21 protein-coding genes, 3 pseudogenes and 1 riboswitch are annotated in these 22,608 nt (G+C 71.3%); of the genes and pseudogenes, 6 read left to right on the plus strand and 18 right to left on the minus strand.

The features are described from left to right. Window positions 1-1,527: pseudogene (locus tag GTW67_RS05165) on the plus strand (SpoIIE family protein phosphatase); the annotation flags it as partial. Here GTW67_RS05165 and GTW67_RS37455 read toward each other — a convergent pair. The 6 genes and pseudogenes from GTW67_RS37455 to GTW67_RS37465 all read right to left on the minus strand — a co-directional run. Then, window positions 1,521-1,880: pseudogene (locus tag GTW67_RS37455) on the minus strand (ATP-binding cassette domain-containing protein); the annotation flags it as partial. The pseudogenes GTW67_RS05165 and GTW67_RS37455 overlap by 7 nt on opposite strands. Next, window positions 1,877-2,626, minus strand: a complete 750-nt coding sequence (gene cbiQ, locus GTW67_RS05170) for a cobalt ECF transporter T component CbiQ (RefSeq protein WP_161163607.1) — start codon at window positions 2,624-2,626, stop codon at window positions 1,877-1,879. The gene cbiQ and the pseudogene GTW67_RS37455, both read right to left, overlap by 4 nt. Next, window positions 2,627-2,977, minus strand: coding sequence for an energy-coupling factor ABC transporter substrate-binding protein (locus GTW67_RS05175; RefSeq protein WP_161163608.1), 351 nt, complete (start codon window positions 2,975-2,977; stop codon window positions 2,627-2,629). After that, complete coding sequence (locus GTW67_RS05180) at window positions 2,974-3,669, minus strand: energy-coupling factor ABC transporter permease (protein WP_161163609.1); 696 nt, start codon at window positions 3,667-3,669, stop codon at window positions 2,974-2,976. The genes GTW67_RS05175 and GTW67_RS05180 overlap by 4 nt, the downstream gene beginning before the upstream one ends. A gap of 30 nt (window positions 3,670-3,699) precedes the next feature. Beyond that, a riboswitch (cobalamin riboswitch) is annotated at window positions 3,700-3,885 on the minus strand. Window positions 3,886-4,005: 120 nt separating this feature from the next. Further along, complete coding sequence (locus GTW67_RS37460) at window positions 4,006-4,461, minus strand: potassium channel family protein (RefSeq protein ID WP_346010563.1); 456 nt, start codon at window positions 4,459-4,461, stop codon at window positions 4,006-4,008. Beyond that, window positions 4,456-4,776, minus strand: a pseudogene (locus GTW67_RS37465) (VOC family protein); the annotation flags it as partial. The pseudogene GTW67_RS37465 and the gene GTW67_RS37460, both read right to left, overlap by 6 nt. Window positions 4,777-4,937: 161 nt before the next feature. Between GTW67_RS37465 and GTW67_RS05190 the strand changes: the two are divergent. After that, window positions 4,938-5,510 carry a CGNR zinc finger domain-containing protein gene (locus tag GTW67_RS05190; protein ID WP_346010532.1) on the plus strand — a complete coding sequence of 191 codons (573 nt, stop codon included), beginning with the start codon at window positions 4,938-4,940 and terminating at the stop codon, window positions 5,508-5,510. Here GTW67_RS05190 and GTW67_RS05195 read toward each other — a convergent pair whose 3' ends face one another. The 9 genes from GTW67_RS05195 to kdpF all read right to left on the minus strand — a co-directional run bounded on the left by GTW67_RS05195 (window position 5,511) and on the right by kdpF (window position 15,543). After that, the gene (locus GTW67_RS05195) at window positions 5,511-5,666 is read right to left on the minus strand and encodes a hypothetical protein (RefSeq protein ID WP_161162994.1); all 156 of its coding nucleotides are present in this window, start codon (window positions 5,664-5,666) and stop codon (window positions 5,511-5,513) included. It lies immediately after the preceding gene. Window positions 5,667-6,015: 349 nt separating this feature from the next. Further along, on the minus strand, window positions 6,016-7,023 hold the full coding sequence (locus tag GTW67_RS05200; RefSeq protein ID WP_237518673.1) for a helix-turn-helix domain-containing protein: 1,008 nt from the start codon (window positions 7,021-7,023) through the stop codon (window positions 6,016-6,018). 137 nt (window positions 7,024-7,160) lie between these two features. Beyond that, window positions 7,161-7,481, minus strand: a complete 321-nt coding sequence (locus GTW67_RS05205) for a GYD domain-containing protein (RefSeq protein WP_161163611.1) — start codon at window positions 7,479-7,481, stop codon at window positions 7,161-7,163. Between the two features lie 113 nt (window positions 7,482-7,594). After that, window positions 7,595-10,144 (minus strand): sensor histidine kinase, encoded by a 2,550-nt coding sequence (locus GTW67_RS05210; protein ID WP_161163612.1) that lies wholly within the window; start codon window positions 10,142-10,144, stop codon window positions 7,595-7,597. 12 nt (window positions 10,145-10,156) lie between these two features. Then, the gene (locus tag GTW67_RS05215) at window positions 10,157-10,840 is read right to left on the minus strand and encodes a response regulator (RefSeq protein WP_161163628.1); all 684 of its coding nucleotides are present in this window, start codon (window positions 10,838-10,840) and stop codon (window positions 10,157-10,159) included. A 131-nt stretch (window positions 10,841-10,971) separates the two neighbouring features. Continuing rightward, a complete protein-coding gene (locus GTW67_RS05220) occupies window positions 10,972-11,643 on the minus strand; it encodes a potassium-transporting ATPase subunit C (RefSeq protein WP_161163613.1) in 672 nt (223 codons plus the stop codon). A 5-nt stretch (window positions 11,644-11,648) separates the two neighbouring features. Further along, on the minus strand, window positions 11,649-13,751 hold the full coding sequence (gene kdpB / locus GTW67_RS05225) for a potassium-transporting ATPase subunit KdpB (RefSeq protein WP_161163614.1): 2,103 nt from the start codon (window positions 13,749-13,751) through the stop codon (window positions 11,649-11,651). Between the two features lie 32 nt (window positions 13,752-13,783). Beyond that, window positions 13,784-15,445 (minus strand): potassium-transporting ATPase subunit KdpA, encoded by a 1,662-nt coding sequence (gene kdpA / locus GTW67_RS05230; RefSeq protein ID WP_161163615.1) that lies wholly within the window; start codon window positions 15,443-15,445, stop codon window positions 13,784-13,786. An 8-nt stretch (window positions 15,446-15,453) separates the two neighbouring features. Next, entirely contained in the window at window positions 15,454-15,543 is a 90-nt protein-coding gene (gene kdpF / locus GTW67_RS05235) for a K(+)-transporting ATPase subunit F (protein WP_037672136.1), read from the minus strand. A gap of 433 nt (window positions 15,544-15,976) precedes the next feature. On the opposite strand from kdpF, the gene GTW67_RS05240 reads away from it, so the two are divergent. Beyond that, on the plus strand, window positions 15,977-16,168 hold the full coding sequence (locus tag GTW67_RS05240; protein ID WP_237518674.1) for a hypothetical protein: 192 nt from the start codon (window positions 15,977-15,979) through the stop codon (window positions 16,166-16,168). Here GTW67_RS05240 and GTW67_RS05245 read toward each other — a convergent pair. Next, window positions 16,158-17,006: an aminoglycoside phosphotransferase family protein gene (locus tag GTW67_RS05245; protein ID WP_161163617.1), complete on the minus strand. Its 849-nt coding sequence runs from the start codon at window positions 17,004-17,006 to the stop codon at window positions 16,158-16,160. The genes GTW67_RS05240 and GTW67_RS05245 overlap by 11 nt on opposite strands. Before the next feature lie 281 nt (window positions 17,007-17,287). Here GTW67_RS05245 and GTW67_RS05250 point away from each other — a divergent pair, with 281 nt between their 5' ends. From GTW67_RS05250 to GTW67_RS05260, 3 genes are read left to right on the plus strand one after another with little or no spacing between them, the layout of a single operon-like run. Beyond that, a complete protein-coding gene (locus GTW67_RS05250; protein ID WP_161163618.1) occupies window positions 17,288-18,526 on the plus strand; it encodes a PP2C family protein-serine/threonine phosphatase in 1,239 nt (412 codons plus the stop codon). A 4-nt stretch (window positions 18,527-18,530) separates the two neighbouring features. Further along, entirely contained in the window at window positions 18,531-20,141 is a 1,611-nt protein-coding gene (locus GTW67_RS05255; protein WP_161163619.1) for a sensor histidine kinase, read from the plus strand. Next, window positions 20,138-20,587 carry a response regulator gene (locus GTW67_RS05260; protein ID WP_161163620.1) on the plus strand — a complete coding sequence of 150 codons (450 nt, stop codon included), beginning with the start codon at window positions 20,138-20,140 and terminating at the stop codon, window positions 20,585-20,587. Before GTW67_RS05255 ends, GTW67_RS05260 begins: the two co-directional genes overlap by 4 nt. A gap of 39 nt (window positions 20,588-20,626) precedes the next feature. Here GTW67_RS05260 and gvpJ read toward each other — a convergent pair whose 3' ends face one another. Both gvpJ and GTW67_RS05270 read right to left on the minus strand, forming a co-directional pair. Beyond that, window positions 20,627-20,992: a gas vesicle protein GvpJ gene (gvpJ, locus tag GTW67_RS05265; protein ID WP_161163621.1), complete on the minus strand. Its 366-nt coding sequence runs from the start codon at window positions 20,990-20,992 to the stop codon at window positions 20,627-20,629. 215 nt (window positions 20,993-21,207) lie between these two features. Continuing rightward, window positions 21,208-22,563 (minus strand): family 43 glycosylhydrolase, encoded by a 1,356-nt coding sequence (locus GTW67_RS05270; protein ID WP_161163622.1) that lies wholly within the window; start codon window positions 22,561-22,563, stop codon window positions 21,208-21,210. Window positions 22,564-22,608: the final 45 nt, after the last annotated feature.

The following is a 22,608-nucleotide window of genomic DNA, read 5'->3' on the forward strand; positions in this document are numbered from 1 at the left end:
GTGGCGACCCTGGACGCCCGCGGCACACTGACCGGGTGGAGCGACGGCGCCCGACGGCTGACCGGCCACCCGGCCGAGGCGGTCGTGGGGCGCCCCGCGCGGGACCTGCTCGCCCGGCGGGTGCCGCCCGAAGCCCTGACCGAGCTGTCCGGCACGGTGGTGCTCCGCCACCGCGACGGCTCCACCGTGGCCCTGTCCCTGCGCGGCTGCCCCCTGCTGGGCGCGGCCGGCACCCCGGACGGGTACGCGGTGACCGTCGCGCCGCCCGACGAGCCGGCCCTCCGGCTGACCGGCGAGAACTTCCGGCAGTCGTCCCTGGCGATGTCCGTCCACGACGTCCGGCAGCGCTGTCTGCGGGCCAACGACACGGCGCAGCGCATGCTGGGCGTGCCGGAGGAGGACCTGATCGGACGCGGGCTGCCGGAGGTCATGGAGGAGACCGGCGCTGACGGATCGCGATTCCGGCGGCATCTGAGACAGGTCGCCGACACCGGCCGGTCCACACGCTACGAGGCCATGACGCCCGCCGGCTCCCGGCTCGGCGAACACGCCTGGACCATCGAGATGTGGCCGCTGCGCGACGCGTCCGGCGACGTGACCGCCGTGGGCGTGGCGGGGTTCGAGACCACGGAGCAGCACCGCACCCGGCACCGGCTGGCGCTGCTGAACGAGGCCGCGACCACGATCGGCACCACCCTGGACGTGGTGCGCACCGCCGAGGAACTGATCGACATCCTCGTGCCCCGCTTCACCGACTTCGCCAGCGTCGACCTGCTCGACTGGGTCCTCGGCGCGGAGGAACCGCTCGCGGTGCCGGCCGAGGACGTCGTGCTGCGCCGGGTCGCCCACGAATCCGCCGCCACCGGCCTGCCGGACCCGTCCGTGCGGCCGGGGGACACCGACGTCTACCCGCCCTGTTCCGCACCCGCGCGGGCGCTGAGGGAGGGACGGCCGGTCCTCACCGGCCCGGGCGACCCCGACTTCGACGGGTGGATGCGGCTGCGCAACGAGCTGGTCCCCGCCAACCGCCCCTTCCGCGACCGCGTCAGCTCCACCCTGGCGGTGCCGCTGCGGGCCCGCGGCACCACCATGGGCGTCGCGACGGCCATGCGCGTCACCCCCCGCGGCCCGTTCGCCCCCGACGACATCGCCCTGGCCGAGGAACTGGCCAGCCGGGCCGCCGTCTGCGTCGACAACGCCCGCCGCTTCGCCCGCGAGCGCACCACCGCGCTCGCCCTCCAGCACAGCCTCCTGCCCAAGGGCCTGCCCGGCCAGTCGGCCGTCGAGGTGGCCCACCGCTATCTGCCCTCCGGCTCGGCGGCCGGCATCGGCGGCGACTGGTTCGACGTGATCCCGCTCTCCGGCAGCCGGGTCGCCCTGGTCGTCGGAGACGTCGTCGGCCACGGCATCCCGTCCTCCGCGACCATGGGCCGCCTGTGCACGGCCGTACGCACCCTCGCCGACGTGGACCTGCCGCCCGAGGAGCTCCTCACCCACCTCGACGACCTCGTCGCCCACCTCGCGGCGGGCAGCCCGAGGTTCAGCGGCCCGAACGACACGTCCTGGGCGACGGACGCCGCGAACAGCTGGTCGTCCGGGTCCTGCACCACCAACTGCACGGTGGTCCGCAGCCGCGTCAGCCCCGCCCGGTCGTACGTCACCGGCCGCCCGTCCACCGTCAACTGCCCGGCGCCCGGCCGCAGTCCGCCGCTGAGCAGCCGCATCAGCGTCGTCTTGCCGCTGCCGTTGCGGCCCAGCAGCGCCAGCGCGCGCCCCTCGCGCACCGCGAAGTCCAGGCCGCTCAGCACCAACGGCCCCTCCTCGTACCCGAACGACGCGCCCCGCAGGGCGACCAGGGCCGGTTCGGCGGGCTCGTTCACGACAGGGGCCTTTCCAGGACGAAGGTGAGGGCGGCCAGCGCCGCCAGCAGCGTGACGCTCGCCGCCGTGAAGGGCACGGAGACCCGGGCCTCGGGCACCAGGACGCGCAGCGTGCCGTCGTAGCCGCGCCCGGCGAGGCCCGCCTGAAGCCGCGTCGCCCGGTCGAAGGCCCGCACGAACGCGGTGGCGCCGAGCCCGCCGAGCGAACGCCACGCCGCGGCCCGGGTGGTGTGCCCGAGCCGCGCGGCCTGCGCCTCGCGGATCCGGCGCACGGAGTCGAGCAGCAGGAAACTCATGCGGTACGTCACCAGCGCCACGTCCACCACCGGCGCCGGCACCCCGGCCCGCACCAGCCGGGGCAGCAGGTCGGACATCGGCGTGGTGAACGCGAACAGCAGCACCCCGAGCGACGCCGCCGACGTACGCAGCAGCAGCTCCCCGGCGCGCACCGCACCGCCGTCCGCCGCGCCCACGAAGCCGCCCGGGCCCCCGACCCGCACCAGCAGCGGCAGCGCGCCGGTCACACAGAACCCCAACGGCACCCGGTACGCCCGCCACAGCCGGCGCCCGGGCACACCCGCCGGGCCGAGCAGCACCACCAGCGCCGCGAGCAGCACCAGCGCCGCGCCCGGCCAGGGCGGCAGCGAGATCGCCAGCACGGTCAGACCCAGCCCGAGCACGGCCTTGTCCACGGGGTGCCGGTGACGCCACCGGCTGCTGTGCGCCGCCGCGTCGATCGGCAGCACTCAGTCCCCTTCGGGCACGTGCGCGTCCTGCCGTGCGGTCCGGGCCGCCGCCCGCTCCTCGCCCTGCCTGCGGCCCCGGCGCAGCCCGAAGTAGTAGGCCAGCACGCCCGCGCCGAGTGCCGCCTGGAGGGCGAACAGCGCGGACTCGATCTCCCCGGACGGCGGCTCGTACAGCGGCGAGAACCACGGCTCGTAGTCCGGTTCGATCTCCGTGATCGCCGTCTCCGCCTCGGCGTCGGCCCCGGCGAACGGCTCCTCCTTGTGGTCGCCGAGGCCGAGCACCAGCGGCAGCACCGCGAGGGCGGCCACGGCGAGCAGCAGCAGCGCGTTGATCCTCGTGTTGCGCTTCATCGGACGACCGCCTCCTCGCGCGCGCCGGTGGCGGCCGGCAGCACGCCCAGCCGGGTCAGCTCGCCCTTGCTGGACTGCACCAGCAGCCGCATCACGACCACCGTGAGCAGGCCCTCGCTCACCGCGAGCGGGATCTGCGTGACGGCGAAGATGGACCCGAACTTGCCGAGCGCGCCCAGGAATCCGCTGCTCGGGTCGGGGAAGGCCAGCGCCAGCTGCACGCTGGTGACGCAGTACGTGGACAGGTCGGCGACGAACGCCGCGAAGAACACCGTGACCATCAGCGGCGCCCCGTACCGGCGCAGCAGGCGGTAGGTGCCGTACCCGGCCCAGGGCCCGGCGATCGCCATCGAGAAGGCGTTGGCGCCGAGCGTGGTCAGACCGCCGTGGGCGAGCAGCAGCGCCTGGAAGAGCAGGGTGATCGTGCCCAGCACCGCCATGATGGGCGGCCGGAACAGGATGGCGCCCAGACCGGTCCCGGTGGGATGCGAACAACTCCCGGTGACGGAGGGCAGTTTCAGGGCCGACAGCACGAACGTGAAGGCACCGGACGCCCCGAGCAGCAGCGTGCTCTCGGGATGTTCCCTGACCTCACGGGTGAGTGACCGTACTCCGTGGACGACGAACGGCGCGGACGCGACACCCCAGGCGATCGCGTGCGCCGGAGGCAGAAAGCCCTCGGCTATGTGCATGGCTCAGCAGACCCTCTCCAGCACCTCGTGGATGGACGACGCGCCTTGGCCGGTCTCCTGGCTGACGGGTACCACCGCCCGAACTCCGCCTTCCCGGGTCCGTGAGGACCCAGTGGCTGCCCGCGAGGGGCTGGAGCCGGACTTCCCGATCACAGTGGCGAGGGCCGCACCGGTACTTCACCGGATTTCCCGTTCACCAAGGCGTGGCGACAGTAGTGCGCCCACGAGGGTGGTGACAAGCGGGCCTTTCCGCGGGGCCGCCGGCCGCGGCGGCATTCCGCGCCGGTGCGCCGTCGTACGGCGGCGCCGTTCTCGCGCGACGTGGCGAAGATCTCCTCACGCCCGCGGCGGAGGGGGAGGTGCCTGGTCGCCGGTGTGCCGGCCCACCCGGGAACGCAGCTGCTGGCCCAGTGCCGTGCCGGCGGCGGTGAGGAAGACGAAGCTGTAGAGGATCTGGAGGATGGCGACGATCCGCGCGGTCTGGCCCTGCGGGGTGATGTCGCCGTAGCCGACGGTGGCGAGGGTGACGACGGTGAAGTACATCGAGTCGACGCGGGTGCGCAGGCCGGTGAACTCGCCGGGCTGTTTGGCCAGGGTGTAGTAGGTCGCGGCGAAGACGTGCACGGAGAGCAGGATCAGCAGCGGGATGACCACGCCTGGGTGGGTGTCCGGGCGGCCGGTGAGGACATGGCGGATCTGCCGCAGCAGCAGGACGGCCACGACCGCGAGGGCCAGCGCGAACAGACACCAGCTCAGGACGGGGCGGTGGGGACCGAGCTGGTCGAGGGGCACGACGCCGTCGTAGCTGAACTCGGCTCCCAGGCGGCGCAGCACCTCTTCGGTGGCCTTGACCTCGTCGATGGTCTCCACCTGGAACGACAGGTGGTGCAGGCCCGGCCGGTCGGTGGGGAACGAGCCGGCGCTCTGCTGCCACAGCGCCACGAACATCCGGTTGTCGCGGCCGAGGAACGCCCAGCGACGGTCGTCCTCCTTGCCCTCGGCCATCACTTCGAAGCCGAAGACGGCTCGGTAGAAGGCGAGCGAGCGGTCGACGTCGGTGACGTTCAGCCCCACGTGGCCGGTTTGCAGGGTCTTCGCCTCAGCCATGGTCCATCACATGCCTTCACTCATCGTCACGAGACGATCTCGTAACTGGTGAAAGCAACTTTAGGGGTTAGATTCGTGAGGCGTCAACCGGTGATCAGTGGATGACCGGTTATGGTGGCTGCGTGCTCCCCGCCACCACCGCGAAGGAAGGACCCCGCACCGTGCCGCCGACCCCGGACGCCGACCCTCGCCCGCTGACCGACGAACCCCTCGGCATCGACCTGCTCAACACCCGCTGGATCGACGCCTCGGGCCGCCACGACCTGCTCGACTCGCTCGACGGGCTGGCGATCTGGCTCGGCAGCCCGCTGGTGCGCCAGGCCCTCGACAGCGCACCGGTCCCGGTGGAGGAGGAAACCCTCCAGCGGCTGCTCCGGGCCCGCGCCGCCCTCGACGAGGCGATCGCGAGCCCGCGGCAACCCGGTCCTGGCGCCGTCGAGGCCCTCAACTCCGTCCTCGCCCACGGCCGGACGGGTCATCGCCTGACCGCCGACGGACCGGCCACCTTCACCGAGGTCGACGCCCCCTCCTGGCTGCCCGCCTGGCAGGCGGCCCGGGACTATCTGCGGCTGCTCGGCGAGCGGCCCGAGCGGATCCGGGCCTGCGGCAACCCCGAGTGCATCCTGCACTTCTACGACGTGTCCAAGAACGGCACCCGCCGCTGGTGCTCGATGGCTGGCTGCGGCAACCGGGCGAAGGCACAGCGCCACTACGCCCGCACGAAGAGCACCTGATCAGTTGACGAGAGTCACCAGCAGGACGTACTGGAGCAAGGGGAACTCGCCTCCCACGTAGATGCACCGGGGGTACGCCCTGCGGCCCTGCGTCGCGAAGTAGGCCTGGTAGTACTGGCCGTAGGCGGCGCACAACGGGGCCGGGTAGACACCCACCTGATAGGTCCCCGGCGCGGGACTCGCGGCGGCGGGCGCGGCCGCGGCCGTAGGAGCCGACGCTGCTACTCCTCCGAAGGCGATGGCAAGCCCGGACAGTGCTGCCACCGTCCCTCTGGCCCTGGTTGCTCTGACGTTCATAGGCGTCCGTCTCCCCTGCTCGGGCACACCACGACAGTCCCCGGCCGTGTGGCCGGCGGTGCCTGACCGGTGTGCCGTGAGTGATCGGCCATGACGACGGGAGATAAGACGAGGCAGGGCTCCGCCCGCGAGGCCGAGCCCTGCCTTCCCCCCCGTCCCGTACATCGTGGCGTTCAGGGGCGGCCGTGAATTGGCCTTGCGTGTGCGGTTACTTGTCGTTCAGCGCAGCCCGTCGCGTATCCGGCGCACCACGCAGTGCCGTCTGCCGCAGCTCTCTCGGCGGCACGCCGTATCTCGCACGGAAGGCCCTGCTGAAGTCTGCCGGGCGCAGGAACCCCCATCGTGCCGCGATCGCGCCGATGGAACGGCGTCGCAGCCGGGGATCGGTGAGGTCGGCGTGGCAGCGTTCCAGCCGGCGCCGGCGTATCGAGGCCGCGACGGTCTCTCCTTCGTCCCGGAAGAGGGTGTGCAGGGTACGCACGGAGATGTGGTGGTGGGCCGCTATGGCCGCCGGACTCAGGTCCGGGTCACCGAGGTTGTGCTCGATGAAGGTGGTCACGCGGGCCAGCAGAGCCTGCCGGCGGGACTCGGCCGGGAGGTCGCCGTACGCTCCGATGTGCTCCGCGAGGCAGGCGCCCGCGAGGTCGAGCACCGTCTCCCCCAGCCGGCCGAGCGCGCCCGGTTCGCAGTCGGGGCCGTAGGTGTCCAGTGTCGTCACGAACCGGGCGAGGATCGCTCCCAGACCGGTGCGGGCCGACAGGGGCCGGGCGAGGAGCCGGTCGAGCTTGTGGAGCGGGAGCGGGACTCGCTCGCGGGGCAGTTGGAGGATGTGTGCCTGTGTGTGACGGCCGTGGTCGGGCACCGCGCCCTCGAACGGGTGCCAGCTGTCCCACAGCACCATGTCGCCGCACACCAGCCCCGAGTCCTGACGGCGCTGGCTCACCCACAGGGGGGCGCCACGGACGAAGGTCAGCTGGTACGTGTCCGGATCCGCCCTCCGTATGTCGGCCCCGGTGCGCTTCAGGCGCGCCGGGGGGCTGTCGAACGCGGCCAGCCGCGCCGTCCCGAGATCGAGCAGGCCCACGCTCGCGGGGAAGTCGGCGTCGGCCTTCGCGCTGCTCAGGGTGAGAGGGGCCAGTTCACGGCAGAGCAAGTCGGCCCAGAAGGGGAAGCGTTCCTCGGCGGGCAGTGCTTCGCTCGACACGTTCAGCCACATCGTCACTCCCCGGTACCGTCGCTCCGACGACCATCCCTGCCCGGACCGAGGCGGCTCGGCCCTTTGAGGCTATTCCCCGGCGTGGTCGGTGGACGCTCCGCATCGAGCACACGTACGGCGCGTACGTCTCCGTGGCTTCACCCACCAGGGGCGCGGAAGCCGACCTCTCGACGGGCGGCCTCGTCGATGTCCTCGACGGTGAGGAGCGGCGTCGCCCGGGTCCGCAGGCCGCCGGTGGCCTTGACCGCGAGGCTGACGGCGGCCATGGAGACGGCGTCGGGGAAGTCGACGATGATCATCGTGTCGTCCTCCCCGAAGGTGAAGTACATGGCCTCGACCTTCCCGCCGAGGCCGGTGACGACCTGGTCGACGGCGGCGCGTCGGCCGCTCCCGCCGTCCTTGAGGAGGCCCTTGGAGCCCTCGGCGGTGTAGGTGGCCTGGATGAGGAACTTCGGCATGGGGACGCTCCGTGACCGTCGGTTGCTGGTGTGCAGGTGACCTTCCCGCTGTTCCGTCGGCCGCCGGTGGGCGAGGGGCCGGATTCACCCGTTGGGAGCCGGCGGCTCCGGCCTCAGGTCGTCGCCGTCGACAGGTCCGGCCGCTCCGGCCGCTCCCCACGCCGCTGCGACGCCGTTCGTACGGTGAGCACCATGGTCAGGCCTCCACCGGGTGTGTCCTCGGCGTGCAGGCTGCCGCCGATGGCCTCGCCGAAGCCGCGGGCGACCGCGAGGCCGAGGCCGACGCCGTTGCCGCGCGGGGCGTCGCCGTAGCGCTGGAAGGGTTCGAAGATGCGGGACTTGGCCTCGTCCGGGACGCCGGGGCCGCGGTCGACGACCCGGATCTCCACCCGGTCGGCCAGGGCGCTCGCGGAGACCAGGACGCGCTCCCCCGGCGGGCTGTACTTCACCGCGTTCTCGACCACGTTGGCGACCGACCGTTCCAGCAGGCCACGGTCGACGTCCACCATGGGCAGGGTCTCCGGCACGTCCAGGTCCACGCTGTCCTCGGGGACGCCGCCCAGTGCCATCGGGATCACCTCGTCCAGGTCGGTCTCGCGGATGAGCGGGGTGACGGTGCCGGTCTGGAGGCGGGACATGTCGAGCAGGTTGCCGACGAGGTGGTCGAGGCGGTCGGCGCCGTCCTCGATGGCCGCCAGCAGCTCCGCCCGGTCCTCCTCGGACCACTCGACGTCGTCGGAGCGCAGGGAGGTGACCGCCGCCTTGATGCCCGCGAGCGGGGTGCGCAGGTCGTGGCTGACGGCGGCGAGCAGGGCGGTGCGGATGCGGTTGCCCTCGGCGAGTTCCTTGGCCTGGTCGGCCTCGTGCTGGAGGCGTCTGCGGTCCACGACCACCGCCGCCTGTGCGGCGAAGGCGGCCAGCACCCGGCGGTCCTCGGCCGGCAGGACCCGGCCGGACAGGGCCAGGGCCATGTGATCACCGACCGGGACGTCGACGTCCGCCTCGTCGGGGACGACGCAGGGGCGCGGGCCGACGCTGCCGGCGCAGGTCCAGGGCGCGACGTCGCTCTCACGCTCCAGCAGCGCCACCGACTCCATCGCGAAGGTCTCGCGGACCCGTTCCAGCAGGGCGTCGAGGCTCGTCTCGCCGCGCAGCACATGGCCGGCGAGGAAGGAGAGGATCTCCGACTCGGCCCGCAGCCGCGCCGCCTGATGGGTGCGGCGGGCCGCGACGTCCACCACCGAGGCGACGGCCACGGCGACCCCGACGAAGACGGCGATGCCGACGATGTTCTTCGGGTCGGCGATGGTGAGGGTGTGGGTGGGCGGGGTGAAGTACCAGTTGAGGAGCAGGGAGCCCGCCACCGCGGACGCCAGCGCCGGGAGGAGACCGCCCAGCAGGGCCGCCGCCACCGTGAGCGACAGGAGCAGCAGCATGTCGTTGGCCAGGCCGAGGTTCGGGACGGCGGCCGTCAGCAGCCAGGTGAACAGGACGGGGCCCAGTACACCCACGAGCCAGCCCGCGACGACGCGGGACCGTCCGAGGCGTGCTCCGCGCGCCACCGGCAGTCCGCGGCCCTTGCCCGCCTCCTGGTGCGTGATGAGGTGGACGTCGAGGTCGGGGCCGGAGTCGCGGGCCACGGTGGCCCCGACGCCCGGTCCGAAGACGTACTGCCAGCTTCTGCGGCGGGAGACGCCGAGGACGATCTGGGTGGCGTTCGCTCCCCGGGCGAAGTCGAGCAGAGCGGCCGGTATGTCGTCGCCGACGACGTGGTGGAAGGTGCCGCCCAGATCCTCGACCAGGGTGCGCTGAAGGGCCAGTTCCTTCGGTGAGGCGGCGGTCAGGCCGTCGCTGCGGGAGATGTAGACGGCCATGACCTCACCGCCCGCGCCCTTCTCGGCCAGCCGCGCCGCCCGCCGGATCAGGGTGCGCCCCTCCGGGCCGCCGGTCAGACCGACCACGATCCTCTCCCGGGAGCCCCAGATCCTCGACACCCGGTGCTCGCTGCGGTACTCGGTCAGGTACTCGTCGACGCGGTCGGCCACCCACAGCAGGGCCAGCTCGCGCAGGGCAGTGAGGTTGCCGGGGCGGAAGTAGTTGGACAGGGCCGCGTCGACCTTGTCGGGCCGGTAGATGTTGCCGTGCGCCATGCGGCGGCGCAGCGCCTGAGGCGACATGTCGACCAGCTCGATCTGGTCGGCGCGCCGCACCATCTCGTCGGGGACGGTCTCGCGCTGGCGCACCCCGGTGATCGACTCGACCACGTCGCCCAGCGACTCCAGGTGCTGGATGTTGACGGTCGAGATCACGTCGATGCCCGCGGCGAGCAGTTCCTCCACGTCCTGCCACCGCTTGGCGTTGCGTGACCCGGGCACGTTGGTGTGGGCGAGTTCGTCGACCAGGGCGACGGCCGGGGCGCGCAGCAGTACGGCGTCCACGTCCATCTCGGTGAAGGTGGTGCCCCGGTGGTCGATCTCCCGGCGCGGCACCTGCTCCAGGCCGTGCAGCATCACCTCGGTGCGCGGCCTGCCGTGGTGCTCCACGAAGGCGACCACGCAGTCGGTGCCGCGCTCGATGCGGCGGTGCGCCTCCGACAGCATCGCGTACGTCTTGCCGACGCCGGGTGCGGCGCCGAGGTGGATGCGGAGCTTGCCGCGTGCCATGTCGTCCCTCGGTCAGGCCTCGAAGCGATAGCCCATGCCGGGCTCGGTGATCAGATAGCGGGGGTGGGAGGGGTCCTTCTCCAGTTTGCGCCGCAGCTGGGCCATGTAGACGCGCAGGTAGTTGGTCTTGCTGCTCTGGGAGATGCCCCAGACCTCCTGGAGGAGGTGCTTCTGGGCGACGAGCCGGCCCGGATGGGTGACCAGGATCTCCAGCAGGTGCCACTCGGTGGGGGTGAGCCGCACGTCGCGCCCGTCCCGGACGACCTTCTTGGCGAGCAGGTCGATGGCGAAGCCGTCCGTCTCGACGAGTGTCGTCTCCGGGGTGAGCGGAAGGTCCTCGGTGCGGCGCACGGCGGCGCGCAGCCGGGCCAGCAGCTCGTCCATGCTGAACGGTTTGGTGATGTAGTCGTCCGCGCCCGCGTCCAGCGCGGACACCTTCTCGCCGGACGACTGGCGGGCGGACAGGACCAGGATCGGTGCCCGGGTCCAGCCCCGCAGGCTCTTGATGACGTCGACGCCGTCCATGTCGGGCAGGCCGAGGTCGAGCAGTACGACGTCGGGCTGGCGTGCGGCGGCGAGCCGCAGGGCGGTGGCCCCGTCGGGGGCGGCGTCCACGCCGTAGTGACGTGCCTGCAAGTTGATCACGAGGGCCCGAACGAGCTGCGGGTTGTCCTCCACCACGAGCACCCGGGTCATGTGCGGGTCGCCTCTCCTGTCGTACGTCGGGCGGTGGGCGTCGGGAGCGGAGTGGCCGATGTCGTGGTGGCGGAAGCCGGCGGAGGCGGGCACTGCCGCCTGCCGTCGGCTCCCGCCGGGCACACCTGCCGTCATCGGCTCTTCGCCACGAGTTCCTTGAGGGCGATGTTGAGGTCGAGCACATTGACCCGGGACTCACCCATGAAGCCGAGGGTACGGCCTTCGGTGTGGTCGTCGACCAGCGCCCGGACCTCGGTGACGGGCAGGCCGTTCCTCACGGCGACCCGGTGGACCTGGAGGCCGGCGTACTGCGGGGAGATGTGCGGGTCGAGGCCGGAGCCGGAGGACGTGACCGCGTCGGCGGGCACCTCGGACGACTCGACCGTGTAGCCGGGGACGGAGTTGTCCTTCACCACGGCGGCTTTGGCAGCCTTCACCCACCGGATCAGTTCGTCGTTGTCGCCGGACCGGTTGGTCGCGCCGGACAGGATGAGCCTGTACTGCGTGTTGACGCTGTTGGTGCCGAGGCCGTTCTGCGGGCGGCCCTGGAACCACTTCAGGTCGGCGGCCGGCGTCTCCTCGCCCTTCTTGAGCGGCAGGTGGTACGCCTGGCCGATCAGGGAAGAGCCGGCGACCCTGCCGTCGGACGTGATCTGCGAGCCGTTCGCCTTGTCGCCGAACAGTCCCTGTGCGAGGCCCGTGACGACGAGCGGGTAGGCGACGCCCGTCACCAGGGTCAGCACGAGGAGGGCGCGCAGGCCGGCTCCGAGCAACCGGGCGGTATTGGTCACTGAGTTGTTCATGGCGATCAGCCGATTCCGGGGACGAGGGAGATGAGCAGGTCGATGAGCTTGATGCCGGCGAAGGGCGCGACCAGCCCGCCGAGGCCGTACACGGTGAGGTTGCGGCGGAGCATCCTGTCGGCGCTGACCGGCCGGTACCGCACGCCTCTGAGGGACAGCGGCACCAGCGCGATGATGATCAGCGCGTTGAAGATCACTGCGGACAGGATCGCGGAGTCCGGCGAGGACAGCTGCATGACGTTGAGCTTGTCCAGGCCCGGGTAGACGGCCGCGAACAGCGCCGGGATGATCGCGAAGTACTTGGCGACGTCGTTGGCGATGGAGAACGTGGTCAGGGCGCCGCGCGTGATCAGCAGTTGCTTGCCGATCTCCACGATCTCTATGAGCTTGGTCGGGTCGGAGTCGAGGTCGACCATGTTGCCGGCCTCCTTGGCGGCCGACGTGCCGGTGTTCATGGCCACGCCGACGTCCGCCTGGGCGAGCGCGGGCGCGTCGTTGGTGCCGTCACCGGTCATCGCGACCAGCTTGCCGCCGGTCTGCTCCCGCCTGATCAGGGCCATCTTGTCCTCGGGGGTGGCCTCGGCGAGGAAGTCGTCCACGCCGGCCTCCTCGGCGATGGCCTTGGCGGTCCGCGGGTTGTCACCCGTGATCATGACGGTTCTGACGCCCATGCGGCGGAGTTCAGCGAACCGCTCCCGCATGCCCTCCTTGACGACGTCCTTGAGGTGGACGACGCCCAGGACGCGGGCGCCCCGCCCGTCGTCGGCCGCGACCAGCAGCGGCGTGCCACCCGCCTCGGAGATCCGGTCGGCGATCCGCTCCGTGTCCTCGGCCACCATGCCTCCCCGCTGCTCGACCCAGGCGATGACCGAACCGGCCGCGCCCTTGCGGACCTCGCGGCCGTCGACGTCCACGCCCGACATCCGGGTCTGGGCCGTGAAGGCGGTCCACTCGGCGCCGGCCAGCTCGCCCCGATGCCGCTCGCGCAGCCCGTACCGCTGCTTCGCGAGGACGACGACGGAGCGGCCCTCCGGCGTCTCGTCGGCCAGCGACGACAACTGGGCGGCGTCGGCGACCTCGGCCTCGGTGGTGCCGCTCACCGGCACGAACTCGGCGGCCTGCCGGTTGCCGAGGGTGATGGTGCCGGTCTTGTCGAGCAGCAGCGTGGAGACGTCACCGGCGGCCTCGACCGCCCGGCCGGACATGGCGAGGACGTTGCGCTGGACCAGGCGGTCCATGCCGGCGATGCCGATCGCGGAGAGCAGGGCGCCGATCGTCGTCGGGATCAGGCAGACCAGCAGGGCGACCAGCACGACCATCGTCAGGTGCGTGCCGGCGTAGTCCGCGAGCGGCGGCAGCGTGGCGCAGGCCAGCAGGAAGACGATCGTCAGCGAGGCCAGGAGGATGTTCAGCGCCGTCTCGTTGGGCGTCTTCTGCCGGGCCGCGCCCTCGACCAGGCTGATCATCCGGTCGATGAAGGTCTCGCCGGGCTTCGTCGTGATCTTGATGACGATGCGGTCGGAGAGGACCTTCGTGCCGCCGGTGACCGCCGAGCGGTCGCCGCCGGACTCGCGGATGACCGGCGCCGACTCGCCGGTGATCGCCGACTCGTCGACCGAGGCGACGCCCTCGACGACGTCACCGTCGCCGGGGATGACGTCACCGGCCTCGCAGACCACCAGGTCACCGATCCGCAGCTCGGTGCCGGGCGCGGACTCCTCGGTGCCGTCGGGCCGCAGCCGGCGGGCGACGGTGTCGGTCTTGGCCTTGCGCAGCGTGTCCGCCTGCGCCTTGCCGCGGCCCTCGGCGACCGCCTCCGCGAGGTTGGCGAAGATCACTGTCAGCCACAGCCAGGCGCTGATCACCCAGCCGAACCAGTCGCCCGGGTCCGTGAAGGAGAAGATCGTGGTCAGCACGGAGCCGACCCACACCACGAACATCACGGGGGACTTGACCATCACCCGCGGGTCGAGCTTGCGGAAGGCGTCCGGCAGCGACTTGAGCAGTTGCTTCGGATCGAAGAGGCCGGCGCCGACACGGCCCTCGGCGGGCTTGTGTCCGGAGGACAGGTCGCTGTGCGGGGCCCGAGTGGGAGTGGCGGTGGACATGGAGCCCTCTGGTTTCTCTGTACGGGTGGTCATCACGCCAGCCCTTCGGCGAGCGGGCCCAGGGCGAGGGCGGGGAAGTACGTGAGACCGGTGATGACGAGCACAGCGCCCACGAGCAGGCCCGTGAACAGGGGATTCTCGGTGCGCAGGGTGCCCGCGGTGGCGGGGACGGGTTGCTGCCCTGCGAGCGAGCCGGCCAGGGCCAGCACGAACACCATCGGCACGAACCGGCCGAGGAGCATGCACACACCGAGCGTGGTGTTGAACCACTGGGTGTCCGCGTTCAGGCCGGCGAAGGCCGAGCCGTTGTTGTTCGAGGCGGACGTGTAGGCGTAGAGGATCTCGGAGAAGCCGTGGGCGCCGCTGTTGGTCATGGAGTGGGGCGGGGTCGGCAGCGCCATCGCGAGCACGGTGAAGACCAGCACGAGCGCCGGGGTGACGAGGATGTACAGGGCGGCCAGCTTGATCTGGCGGGTCCCGATCTTCTTGCCCAGGTACTCGGGGGTGCGGCCGACCATCAGGCCGGCGATGAACACCGCGATGACCGCCATGATCAGCATGCCGTAGAGGCCGGAGCCCACGCCGCCGGGTGCGATCTCGCCCAGCATCATGCCGAGCAGGGTGATGCCGCCGCCGAGACCCGTGAACGAGGAGTGGAAGGAGTCCACCGCGCCGGTGGAGGTGAGCGTGGTCGACACGGCGAAGATCGAGGAGCCGCCGACGCCGAACCGGACCTCCTTGCCCTCCATCGCCCCGCCCGCGAGCTCGAAGGCCGGGCCGTGGTGGGAGAACTCGGTCCACATCATCAGGGAGACGAAGCCGAGCCAGATGGTGGCCATCGTGGCGAGGATCGCGTAGCCCTGCCGCACCGAGCCGGCCATGACGCCGAAGGTGCGGGTCAGGGAGAACGGGATCACCAGGATGAGGAAGATCTCGAACAGGTTGGAGAACGGGGTGGGGTTCTCGTAGGGGTGGGCGGAGTTCGCGTTGAAGTAGCCGCCGCCGTTGGTGCCCAGTTCCTTGATGGCCTCCTGGGAGGCGACCGCGCCGCCGTTCCACTGCTGCGGGCCGCCCGTGAACTGCCCGACCTCGTGGATGCCGGAGAAGTTCTGGATGACACCGCACGCCACCAGCACGAGCGCGGCGACGAACGCCAGCGGTATCAGGACGCGCACGACACCGCGTACCAGGTCCGACCAGAAGTTGCCCAGCTCACCGGAGCGGGACCGCGCGAAGCCGCGCACCAGGGCCACCGCGACGGCCATGCCGACGGCCGCGGAGACGAAGTTCTGCACGGCCAGACCGGCGGTCTGCACGACGTGCCCCATGGCCTGCTCGCCGTAGTACGACTGCCAGTTGGTGTTCGTCACGAACGACACAGCGGTGTTGAACGCCTGGTCCGGGTCGATCGACGCGAAACCGAGCGAGCCGGGCAGCACGCCTTGCAGGCGCTGGAGGGCGTAGAGGAGGAGGACACCGATCGCCGAGAAGGCGAGGACCGCGCGCAGATACGCGGTCCAGGTCATCTCGGTGTCGGGATCGGCACCGATGACCTTGTAGATCCGCTTCTCGACGCGCCAGTGCCGGCCGGAGGAGTAGACCTTGGCCATGTGGTTGCCCAAGGGGATGTGGACGAGTGCCAGTGTGCCGGTCAGCGCGAGCAGCTGGAGCACTCCGGCGAGTACGGGACCCATGTCGGCGCTCAGAACCTCTCCGGGAAAATCAGGGCGAGGACGAGATAGCCCAGCAGGGAGACGGCCACGACCAGGCCGACGACGTTCTCGGCGGTCACAGCTTCGTCACCCCCCGGGCGACGAGGGCCACCAGCGCGAAACCCGCGAGCACGGTGACGACGAAGGCCAGATCGGCCATCGCGAACTCCTGGAGTGAGGTGCGGTTGGTACGGACGAGTAGAGGAAACCGCCTCCGCGACCGGATCGGGGGGTCCGTTGACGGGTCTCATACGGCTTCGCGGAGCTTCTTGACGGAACTCATACGCCGCCCGTCCGCACTCGTGAACAGGAACGGAGTCGCAGGTGAGCCGCCCGGCGACGTGCGGGGCCGGTCTGCCGCGACATCCTCCGTGCTCAGTTCTTGCTCAAATGCCTCCCGGACGGGCGGGGTGCACGACGATCATCAAAACGTGAGCCGAGCAGCGGCGACGGGGTGCCGGGGACAGCGAAAGGGACGGAATGGCTAAAGCGGTGCGGGCCTCATTGGGAGAGATGTGGATCACGTGTCAGGTCTGCGAGAGCGATCGCTTCCGCGAACGGGGCGTGAAACTCAACAGCACGGGCGGCGAGTTGTTCAATCTGGCCTGGGCGGACGAGACCGCCACCGGGCTGATCTGCTGGCGCTGCGGTTACGTGCACCTCTTCGTCAATCGGGAGATACAGCTCCACCGCGTCAAGGACTGATCGCGCAGCGCTCGAGTGCGGCACGCACCCGGTTGAGGCCGTCCGCCCTCCAGTGGTCCCGGTCGGGCATCTGGTCGTCCCGACGCCAGCGCCAGGCGGAGAACATCGCCCAGTTCAGCGCGCGGCACCGGTTGACCAGGTCGTGGTCGGCACCCGCATAGTGCTCTGCCACGTCCTCGGGAGCGTGCGCGAGGTCGAACTCGATCGGCCCGCGGCAGCAGGTGGCCAGGTCGATGAAGAGCGGCCCTCTCCTCGTGTTCAGGAGGTTGCCCGGGTGAGGCTCGCCGTGCAGCAGCTGGTCGCCGGTCCGGTCAGCGCTTGCCGCGGCGCTCAGTCCACCGAGGGTGTCGCTGAGGAGTCTCCGGTCGGCGTCGGACAGCTCCGGGGACCGGGCGCGGTCGGTGACCTCTCCGAGGGCCACGGCGACTCGGTCGGTGAAATGGGGGGCGTCCAGATCATCGATCTGGCGCAGGGCGCCATGGTGGCGCGCAAGTACGTCCGCGTAGTCGGCCGGGGCGATCTCCGATGCCACCGGTTCGTAGTAGGTCCAGAACGAGACGGCGAAGGCGTCACGCACCTGGACCCGGGGCTCGACCCGGGGCTCCAGCTCGGCCACCGGCGCGCCGACGTCGGCGAGACGGCGCGCGACCTCGACTTCGAACGCGGAATCGGCCAGGTGCCCCGCAGGTGCGACCCGGGCCAGGACATCGCAAGGGAGCAGGCGCAGCGCGACGCGGTCCGAGTTGTGAATGACGAGCGCGTCATCGGCCTGAAGGCCCGCCGCCGAAGCGGTCTCCCGTCCTGCCTCGACCGCGCGGCGGAGTTCCCCTGGCTCCATACCGTTCCCCCTCATAGGTGAGTGCGACCCTCACATTCTCCGGCGTCCCCGCCGGGAACCGGCGGAGTTCCCCGAAATACACGACGGCCCCCGGACGTTGCGTGAGACACATGTGGCGCAGCAGGTGACCAGCATTGTGTACATTTTGTAAGGGCTGGTGGGATGGTCGGACGAGCTGTAGGTGGGATGAGCCCACCGTCGTCGCCCAGAGCCTGACCAAGTGAACGACGGGGCGGGAAGACGGAGGCAGGGTGGCGGCGGTACAGCCTTGGGCTACCGGCATGACCACATCCGAGGGGGAGGTCGCGGCAGCCTGGCAGTGGCGGGAGCCGTCCGTGCTCCTCATCGAGGACGACGCCGGTGACGCTCTGCTCGTCGAGGAACTGGTCGCCGACAGCGCGCTGAAGATGCGCCTGCGGTGGGTCCGGTCGATGGCCGAGGCGCGCGAGGTGCTGGCCGTCGAGGCCCCCGACTGCGTCCTGCTCGACCTGCATCTGCCGGACGCGCACGGCCTGGAGGCCGTGTCCATGGTCCACTCCCTGACCGAGCAGGTCGCCGTGGTCGTGCTCACGGGCATGGCCGAGGACGACACCGGCCTCGCCGCCGTGGCGGCCGGCGCGCAGGACTACCTGGTGAAGGGCCGCGTGGAGCCCGAGCTGTTCGGCCGGGCGGTGCGGTACGCGATCCAGCGCAAGCAGGCCGAGCAGGCGGCCGTGGCCCTCCAGGCCAGCCAGATGCAGGCCCAGGAGAACGCCCGGCTGGAGCGCGGCCTGCTCCCCCGCCCGCTGCTGCGGAGCAACGGCGTCGACATCGTGGCCCGCTACCGGCCCGGACGTGCCCAGGCCCTGCTCGGCGGTGACTTCTACGACATCGTCCAGAGCCCCGACGGCACCGTGCACGCCGTCATCGGCGACGTGTCGGGCCACGGCCCGGACGAGGCCGCCCTCGGCGTGGCCCTGCGCATCGCCTGGCGCACCCTGGTGCTCAGCGGCGTGACGGGGCCGGAGCAGCTGGCCCGGCTGGAGGAGATCCTCGTCGCCGAGCGCGCCCGCGTCGAGGTCTTCGCCACGCTGACCAGCCTCAGCCTGCCGCCGGGCGCGTCGTGCGTGCGGATGATGCGCGCCGGACATCCGGGGCTGCTGCTGCGCACCGACGACGCGGAGGTGCGCTGGGTCGAGGTCGCCGGCGGGCCGGCGCTCGGCGTGGTGCCCGGACTGGCCCACTGGCCCGTCCAGGAACTTCCCCTTCCGGCCGGCGCCGCGCTGGTCCTGTTCACCGACGGCCTCTTCGAGGGCTACATCGGGCAGGGCCGGGAGCGGCTCGGCGAGGACGGGCTGCTGCGGCTCGCGAAGGAGGTGGCCGGGCTGGCGCCGGAGGCGTTCGTCGACGGGCTGATCCACCGGGCCGAGGACCTCGCCGAGGAGCAGGGCGGACTGGACGACGACGTCGCCGTGCTGCACCTGCGGTGGAACACGGGCGAAGCGAACGAGAACGAAGGCGGAGACGAACACAGTGGGTGACACGATGCGGAGGCCGCGAGGCACCCGCCGGCTGACGGTGCCGGGCTGGTTCCACCTGGTGCTGGCCCTGATGGTCCTCCTCGTGGTGGTCGGCTCCGTGGTGGGGGCCCGGGTGCAGGGGCGGACCACGGACGTCACCGACCAGCTGACCGACCAGGTCCAGCCGGCCCAGACCGAGGCGTACCGGCTCCAGGCCGCCCTGGTCAACCAGGAGACCGGCGTGCGCGGCTACGCCATCGCCGCCGACCGCCAGTTCCTCGCCCCCTACACGCAGGGCACGAAGGACGAGGCGCGGGCCGCCGACCGGCTGCGCGAGCTCATCGGGGACCAGCCGGCCCTGCTGGCGGACCTGGAGCAGGTCCAGCAGCAGGCGGCGGACTGGCGTCGCACCTACGCGAGCCCCCTCGTGACCGCGGTCACCCCCGGCGAGCCGCGGACCGTCGACCAGAAGACCGCCGACCGGGGCAAAGAGGTCTTCGACGCGATGCGCGGCGGGTGGGCCAAGCAGAACGCCGACCTCGCCGACGCCGTCGCCGACCGCAAGGCCGAGCTGGACGACGCCCGCACGCTGCGCAACGCGACCTTCGGCGTCGTGGTGGGAGCCTTCCTGCTGGCCGGTGTGGCCCTGGCGATCGTGGTGCGCCTGCTGGTGACCCGGCCCCTCCAGGCGCTGCGCGCGGCCTCCCGGAGGGTGGCGCTCGGCGAGTTCGATCACGCCATCCCCGCCGAGGGGCCGGCCGACCTCACCGCCGTGGCGGGCGACGTCGAGGCCATGCGGCAGCGGATCGTGACCGAGCTGGCGGCCTCCCGCGAGCAGCAGGACGTACTCGTCCGGCAGGCCGCCGACCTGGACGCGCAGGCCGTCGAACTGCGCCGTTCCAACGCGGAACTGGAGCAGTTCGCCTACGTCGCCTCGCACGACCTCCAGGAACCGCTGCGGAAGGTCGCCTCCTTCTGCCAGCTCCTGGAGAAGCGGTACAGCGACAAGGTGGACGACCGCGGCCGCCAGTACATCGACTTCGCCGTCGACGGGGCCAAGCGCATGCAGGTCCTCATCAACGACCTGCTCACCTTCTCCCGCGTCGGCCGCCTCAACGACGCCCGCGAGCCCGTCGCCCTCGACAAGCCCCTCGACAAGGCGCTGACCAACCTGGACACCGGGCTCACCGAGGCTGGCGCGCAGGTCGAACGCCCCGAGAAGCTGCCCCAGGTCGTCGGCGATCCGACGCTGCTGACCATGCTCTGGCAGAACCTGGTCGGCAACGCCGTCAAGTTCCGCCACCCCGACCGTGCCCCGCACATCCGGATCGGCTGCGAGGAGGACGCGGACAACCCCGGCACCTGGCAGCTGTCCGTCACCGACAACGGCATCGGAGTGCCCGAGGAGTTCGCCGAGAAGGTCTTCGTCATCTTCCAGCGACTGCACAGCCGCGACGCCTACGGCGGAACCGGCATCGGTCTGGCACTGTGCAAGAAGATCGTCGAGTACCACGGCGGTCGCATCTGGATCGACACCGCCCACACCGGCGGAACCCGCATCTGCTTCACCCTGACGTCCGTCGACGACAGTTCCGACGGCGTCGACGGCCGCACCGACGAAAAGGCCCTGACATGACGACTCCCGACGCCACCCCGATCGACGTCCTCCTCGTCGAGGACGACCCGGGCGACGAGCTCATGACGCGTGAGGCGTTCGAGGACAACAAGATCGGCAACACGCTCCACGTCGCCCGTGACGGCGAGGAGGCCCTCGACTTCCTCTACCGGCGCGGCGAGCACACCGACGCCCCGCGCCCGGACCTCATCCTCCTCGACCTCAACCTGCCCAAGTACGACGGGCGCCAGGTCCTGGAGCGGATCAAGTCCGACGCCGACCTCAGCGACATCCCGGTCGTCGTCCTGACCACCTCGGCGGCGGAGGAGGACATCCTGCGCAGCTACAAGCTCCACGCGAACGCGTACGTCACCAAGCCGGTGGACCTGGACCAGTTCATCGCGGCGGTACGGCAGATCGACGACTTCTTCGTCCAGGTCGTACGCCTGCCGCGCCGGACTCGCTAGACCGCTGCCGGAGCCGCGGTCACCGGGCGCGGCGTGCCGCTACCGTCCCTTCCTCTCCCCACGGGCCTGCTGGAAGGCGTCGGAGATCGTTTCGGCGGCTCCGGACAGGAGGCCCTTGGAGACGCCGTGGGCTCCCGACTCCTTCATGCGGCCCGGCAGTTCGGCCAGTCCGACGGGCTTGCGCGGTCCCGCCTCCAGGTCGAGACGGTTACAGGCCTCGGCGAAGCGCAGGTAGGTGTCGACACTGGCGACCACGACACGCACGTCGATCTTCAGTATCTCGATGCCGACCAGGGAGACCCGGATGAAAGCATCGATCACCAGGCCCCGGTCGAGGATCAGTTCCAGCACGTCGTAGAGGCCGCTGGAGCCTCCCCCGCCGCCCTGCCGAACCGCTACGGTCACCGCGAACAGCCCCTTCCGCACCCGAGGTGGGTCCACCCCGGCGGCCTGCCGCATCCCCGCCCGGTCGGAGCACGGGATGCGGCCGCGGCGTCGGAGCGGCCCACGGCTGTCGGCTGCCCGGCCGGCAGCGTCATCCATGCGGATAACCCTTGGCCCTCCGCTCAAACGGGCATTCGACCACGGCCGTCGTGCCGGGGCTCGGCGTCTCGTGGCCGTCAGGTGCCGGAGTGGTTGCCGTTACGGCGCTGCACGTAGAGGCGGTTGCCCTTCGGGCCGGTCCACTCCATCCGTACGACGCCGGGGACGGCGGCGTCGTCCAGGCGGGCCGGCGCGGACCAGTGGCCGGCGGCCGGGTTGCGGAAGAACGTGGCCCACAGGTCGCCCTTGTGGTCCGTGAAGATGTTGTTGTGGCCGGCGCCGACACCCGCGGTCCACCGCCGGGAGTAGGGGCCCTCGAAGGTGTCCGAGACGGCGACGATCGCGTCGTACTGGTACTGCACCCGGCCCGTGGCGGCCGTGTCGTAGGCCTGGCGGACGCTGCCGTCGGCGTTGACGGACGTCCGGTCCCAGGCGGCGTGGACGAGGAAGTACTTGCCCCCGTGCTTGAAGACGTAGGCGCCTTCCAGGTAGGGCTCGGGCGTGTAGGGCGTCTGCCGGAACTGCGGCAGGTTCGTCGTGGTGGTGATGTCCTCCATGTCGTCCCGGAACTTCGCGTACAGGTTGTTGTGCAGGACGAGCCAGGCGTCGTCGCCCTCGGAGTAGAGGCCGCCGTCGATGTGGTGGTAGGCGCCGGGTTCGATGAAGTTCGGCCCGCCGATGAACGAGTCGCCGAACGGCTTGTCCAGGTTGCCCTCGACCAGCCGGTACGGTCCCTCGACACCGCCCTCGCTGACCAGCATGAACGAGCCGACCTTCTGGGAGTGGTCGCCCATGCAGGCGACGATGTACCACTTGCCGCGGAAGCGGTGCAGTTCCGGCGCCCAGGCCTGGCCGCGCTTGCCGAACCGGTCGTCGTACCAGTACTCCTGCCACGGGGCGACGACGGTCCGCCCGGGGCGGTTCTCGCCGACGAACTCGGGCGACCACACCTTGCCCTTCTCCGCGTTCGGGCGGACGCGGGTGGTGTCGGCCAGTCTCCACGGGCCCTTGAGGGAGGGCGCGAGCCAGACGAAGATACCGTCGTTCCAGGGTCCGGCCGCCTCCAGCCCGGGCACGCGGGTGGTGCCCGTGGCGACGTACGTCGGACGGCCGTCGACCACGAAGCAGTTGACGTACGTGTCCCGCATCCACACGACGCCCCGCTCGCGGTCACGGGGGCGCAGTTCGAGGGGGAGGACGAAGGAGTTGTCCTCCCGCGGCCACAGATCCAGCCTGGTGTCGGCGAGACCGTAGGGCTCCGGCTCGGGCCAGTTCGCCGGGTACCGCCCGGCGTGGCCGTGACCGGCCGGTACGGCCTCGGGCGGCGCCGCCTGAGCGGTGTTCGCGGGCAGCGCCGCGGCCACTCCCAGGCCGGTGGCGCCGGCCAGGAGCGAACGTCGGGGCAGGTGCGTCCTTTTCCCGGTACTGGACATCGGTCGGGGATCTCCTTCGCCTGGCGGACTGGTGAACGGGGTCAG

Origin of the sequence: Streptomyces sp. SID5910, assembly GCF_009862125.1 — a bacterium.
Classification (GTDB): Bacteria; Actinomycetota; Actinomycetes; order Streptomycetales; family Streptomycetaceae; genus Streptomyces.

What these genes read in the sequence shown, in the direction of transcription:
- GTW67_RS05180 (WP_161163609.1), bottom strand. Translation starts at nt 3,669, where the DNA reads ATGCACATAGCCGAGGGCTTTCTGCCTCCGGCGCACGCGATCGCCTGG.
- GTW67_RS05255 (WP_161163619.1), top strand. Translation starts at nt 18,531, where the DNA reads ATGCGGAGGCCGCGAGGCACCCGCCGGCTGACGGTGCCGGGCTGGTTC.
- GTW67_RS05200 (WP_237518673.1), bottom strand. Translation starts at nt 7,023, where the DNA reads ATGTGGCTGAACGTGTCGAGCGAAGCACTGCCCGCCGAGGAACGCTTC.
- GTW67_RS05245 (WP_161163617.1), bottom strand. Translation starts at nt 17,006, where the DNA reads ATGGAGCCAGGGGAACTCCGCCGCGCGGTCGAGGCAGGACGGGAGACC.
- GTW67_RS05215 (WP_161163628.1), bottom strand. Translation starts at nt 10,840, where the DNA reads ATGACCCGGGTGCTCGTGGTGGAGGACAACCCGCAGCTCGTTCGGGCC.
- GTW67_RS05175 (WP_161163608.1), bottom strand. Translation starts at nt 2,977, where the DNA reads ATGAAGCGCAACACGAGGATCAACGCGCTGCTGCTGCTCGCCGTGGCC.
- kdpB (WP_161163614.1), bottom strand. Translation starts at nt 13,751, where the DNA reads ATGTCCACCGCCACTCCCACTCGGGCCCCGCACAGCGACCTGTCCTCC.
- GTW67_RS05210 (WP_161163612.1), bottom strand. Translation starts at nt 10,144, where the DNA reads ATGGCACGCGGCAAGCTCCGCATCCACCTCGGCGCCGCACCCGGCGTC.
- GTW67_RS05220 (WP_161163613.1), bottom strand. Translation starts at nt 11,643, where the DNA reads ATGAACAACTCAGTGACCAATACCGCCCGGTTGCTCGGAGCCGGCCTG.
- GTW67_RS05260 (WP_161163620.1), top strand. Translation starts at nt 20,138, where the DNA reads ATGACGACTCCCGACGCCACCCCGATCGACGTCCTCCTCGTCGAGGAC.
- GTW67_RS05205 (WP_161163611.1), bottom strand. Translation starts at nt 7,481, where the DNA reads ATGCCGAAGTTCCTCATCCAGGCCACCTACACCGCCGAGGGCTCCAAG.
- GTW67_RS05270 (WP_161163622.1), bottom strand. Translation starts at nt 22,563, where the DNA reads ATGTCCAGTACCGGGAAAAGGACGCACCTGCCCCGACGTTCGCTCCTG.
- GTW67_RS05250 (WP_161163618.1), top strand. Translation starts at nt 17,288, where the DNA reads ATGACCACATCCGAGGGGGAGGTCGCGGCAGCCTGGCAGTGGCGGGAG.
- kdpA (WP_161163615.1), bottom strand. Translation starts at nt 15,445, where the DNA reads ATGGGTCCCGTACTCGCCGGAGTGCTCCAGCTGCTCGCGCTGACCGGC.
- GTW67_RS05240 (WP_237518674.1), top strand. Translation starts at nt 15,977, where the DNA reads ATGTGGATCACGTGTCAGGTCTGCGAGAGCGATCGCTTCCGCGAACGG.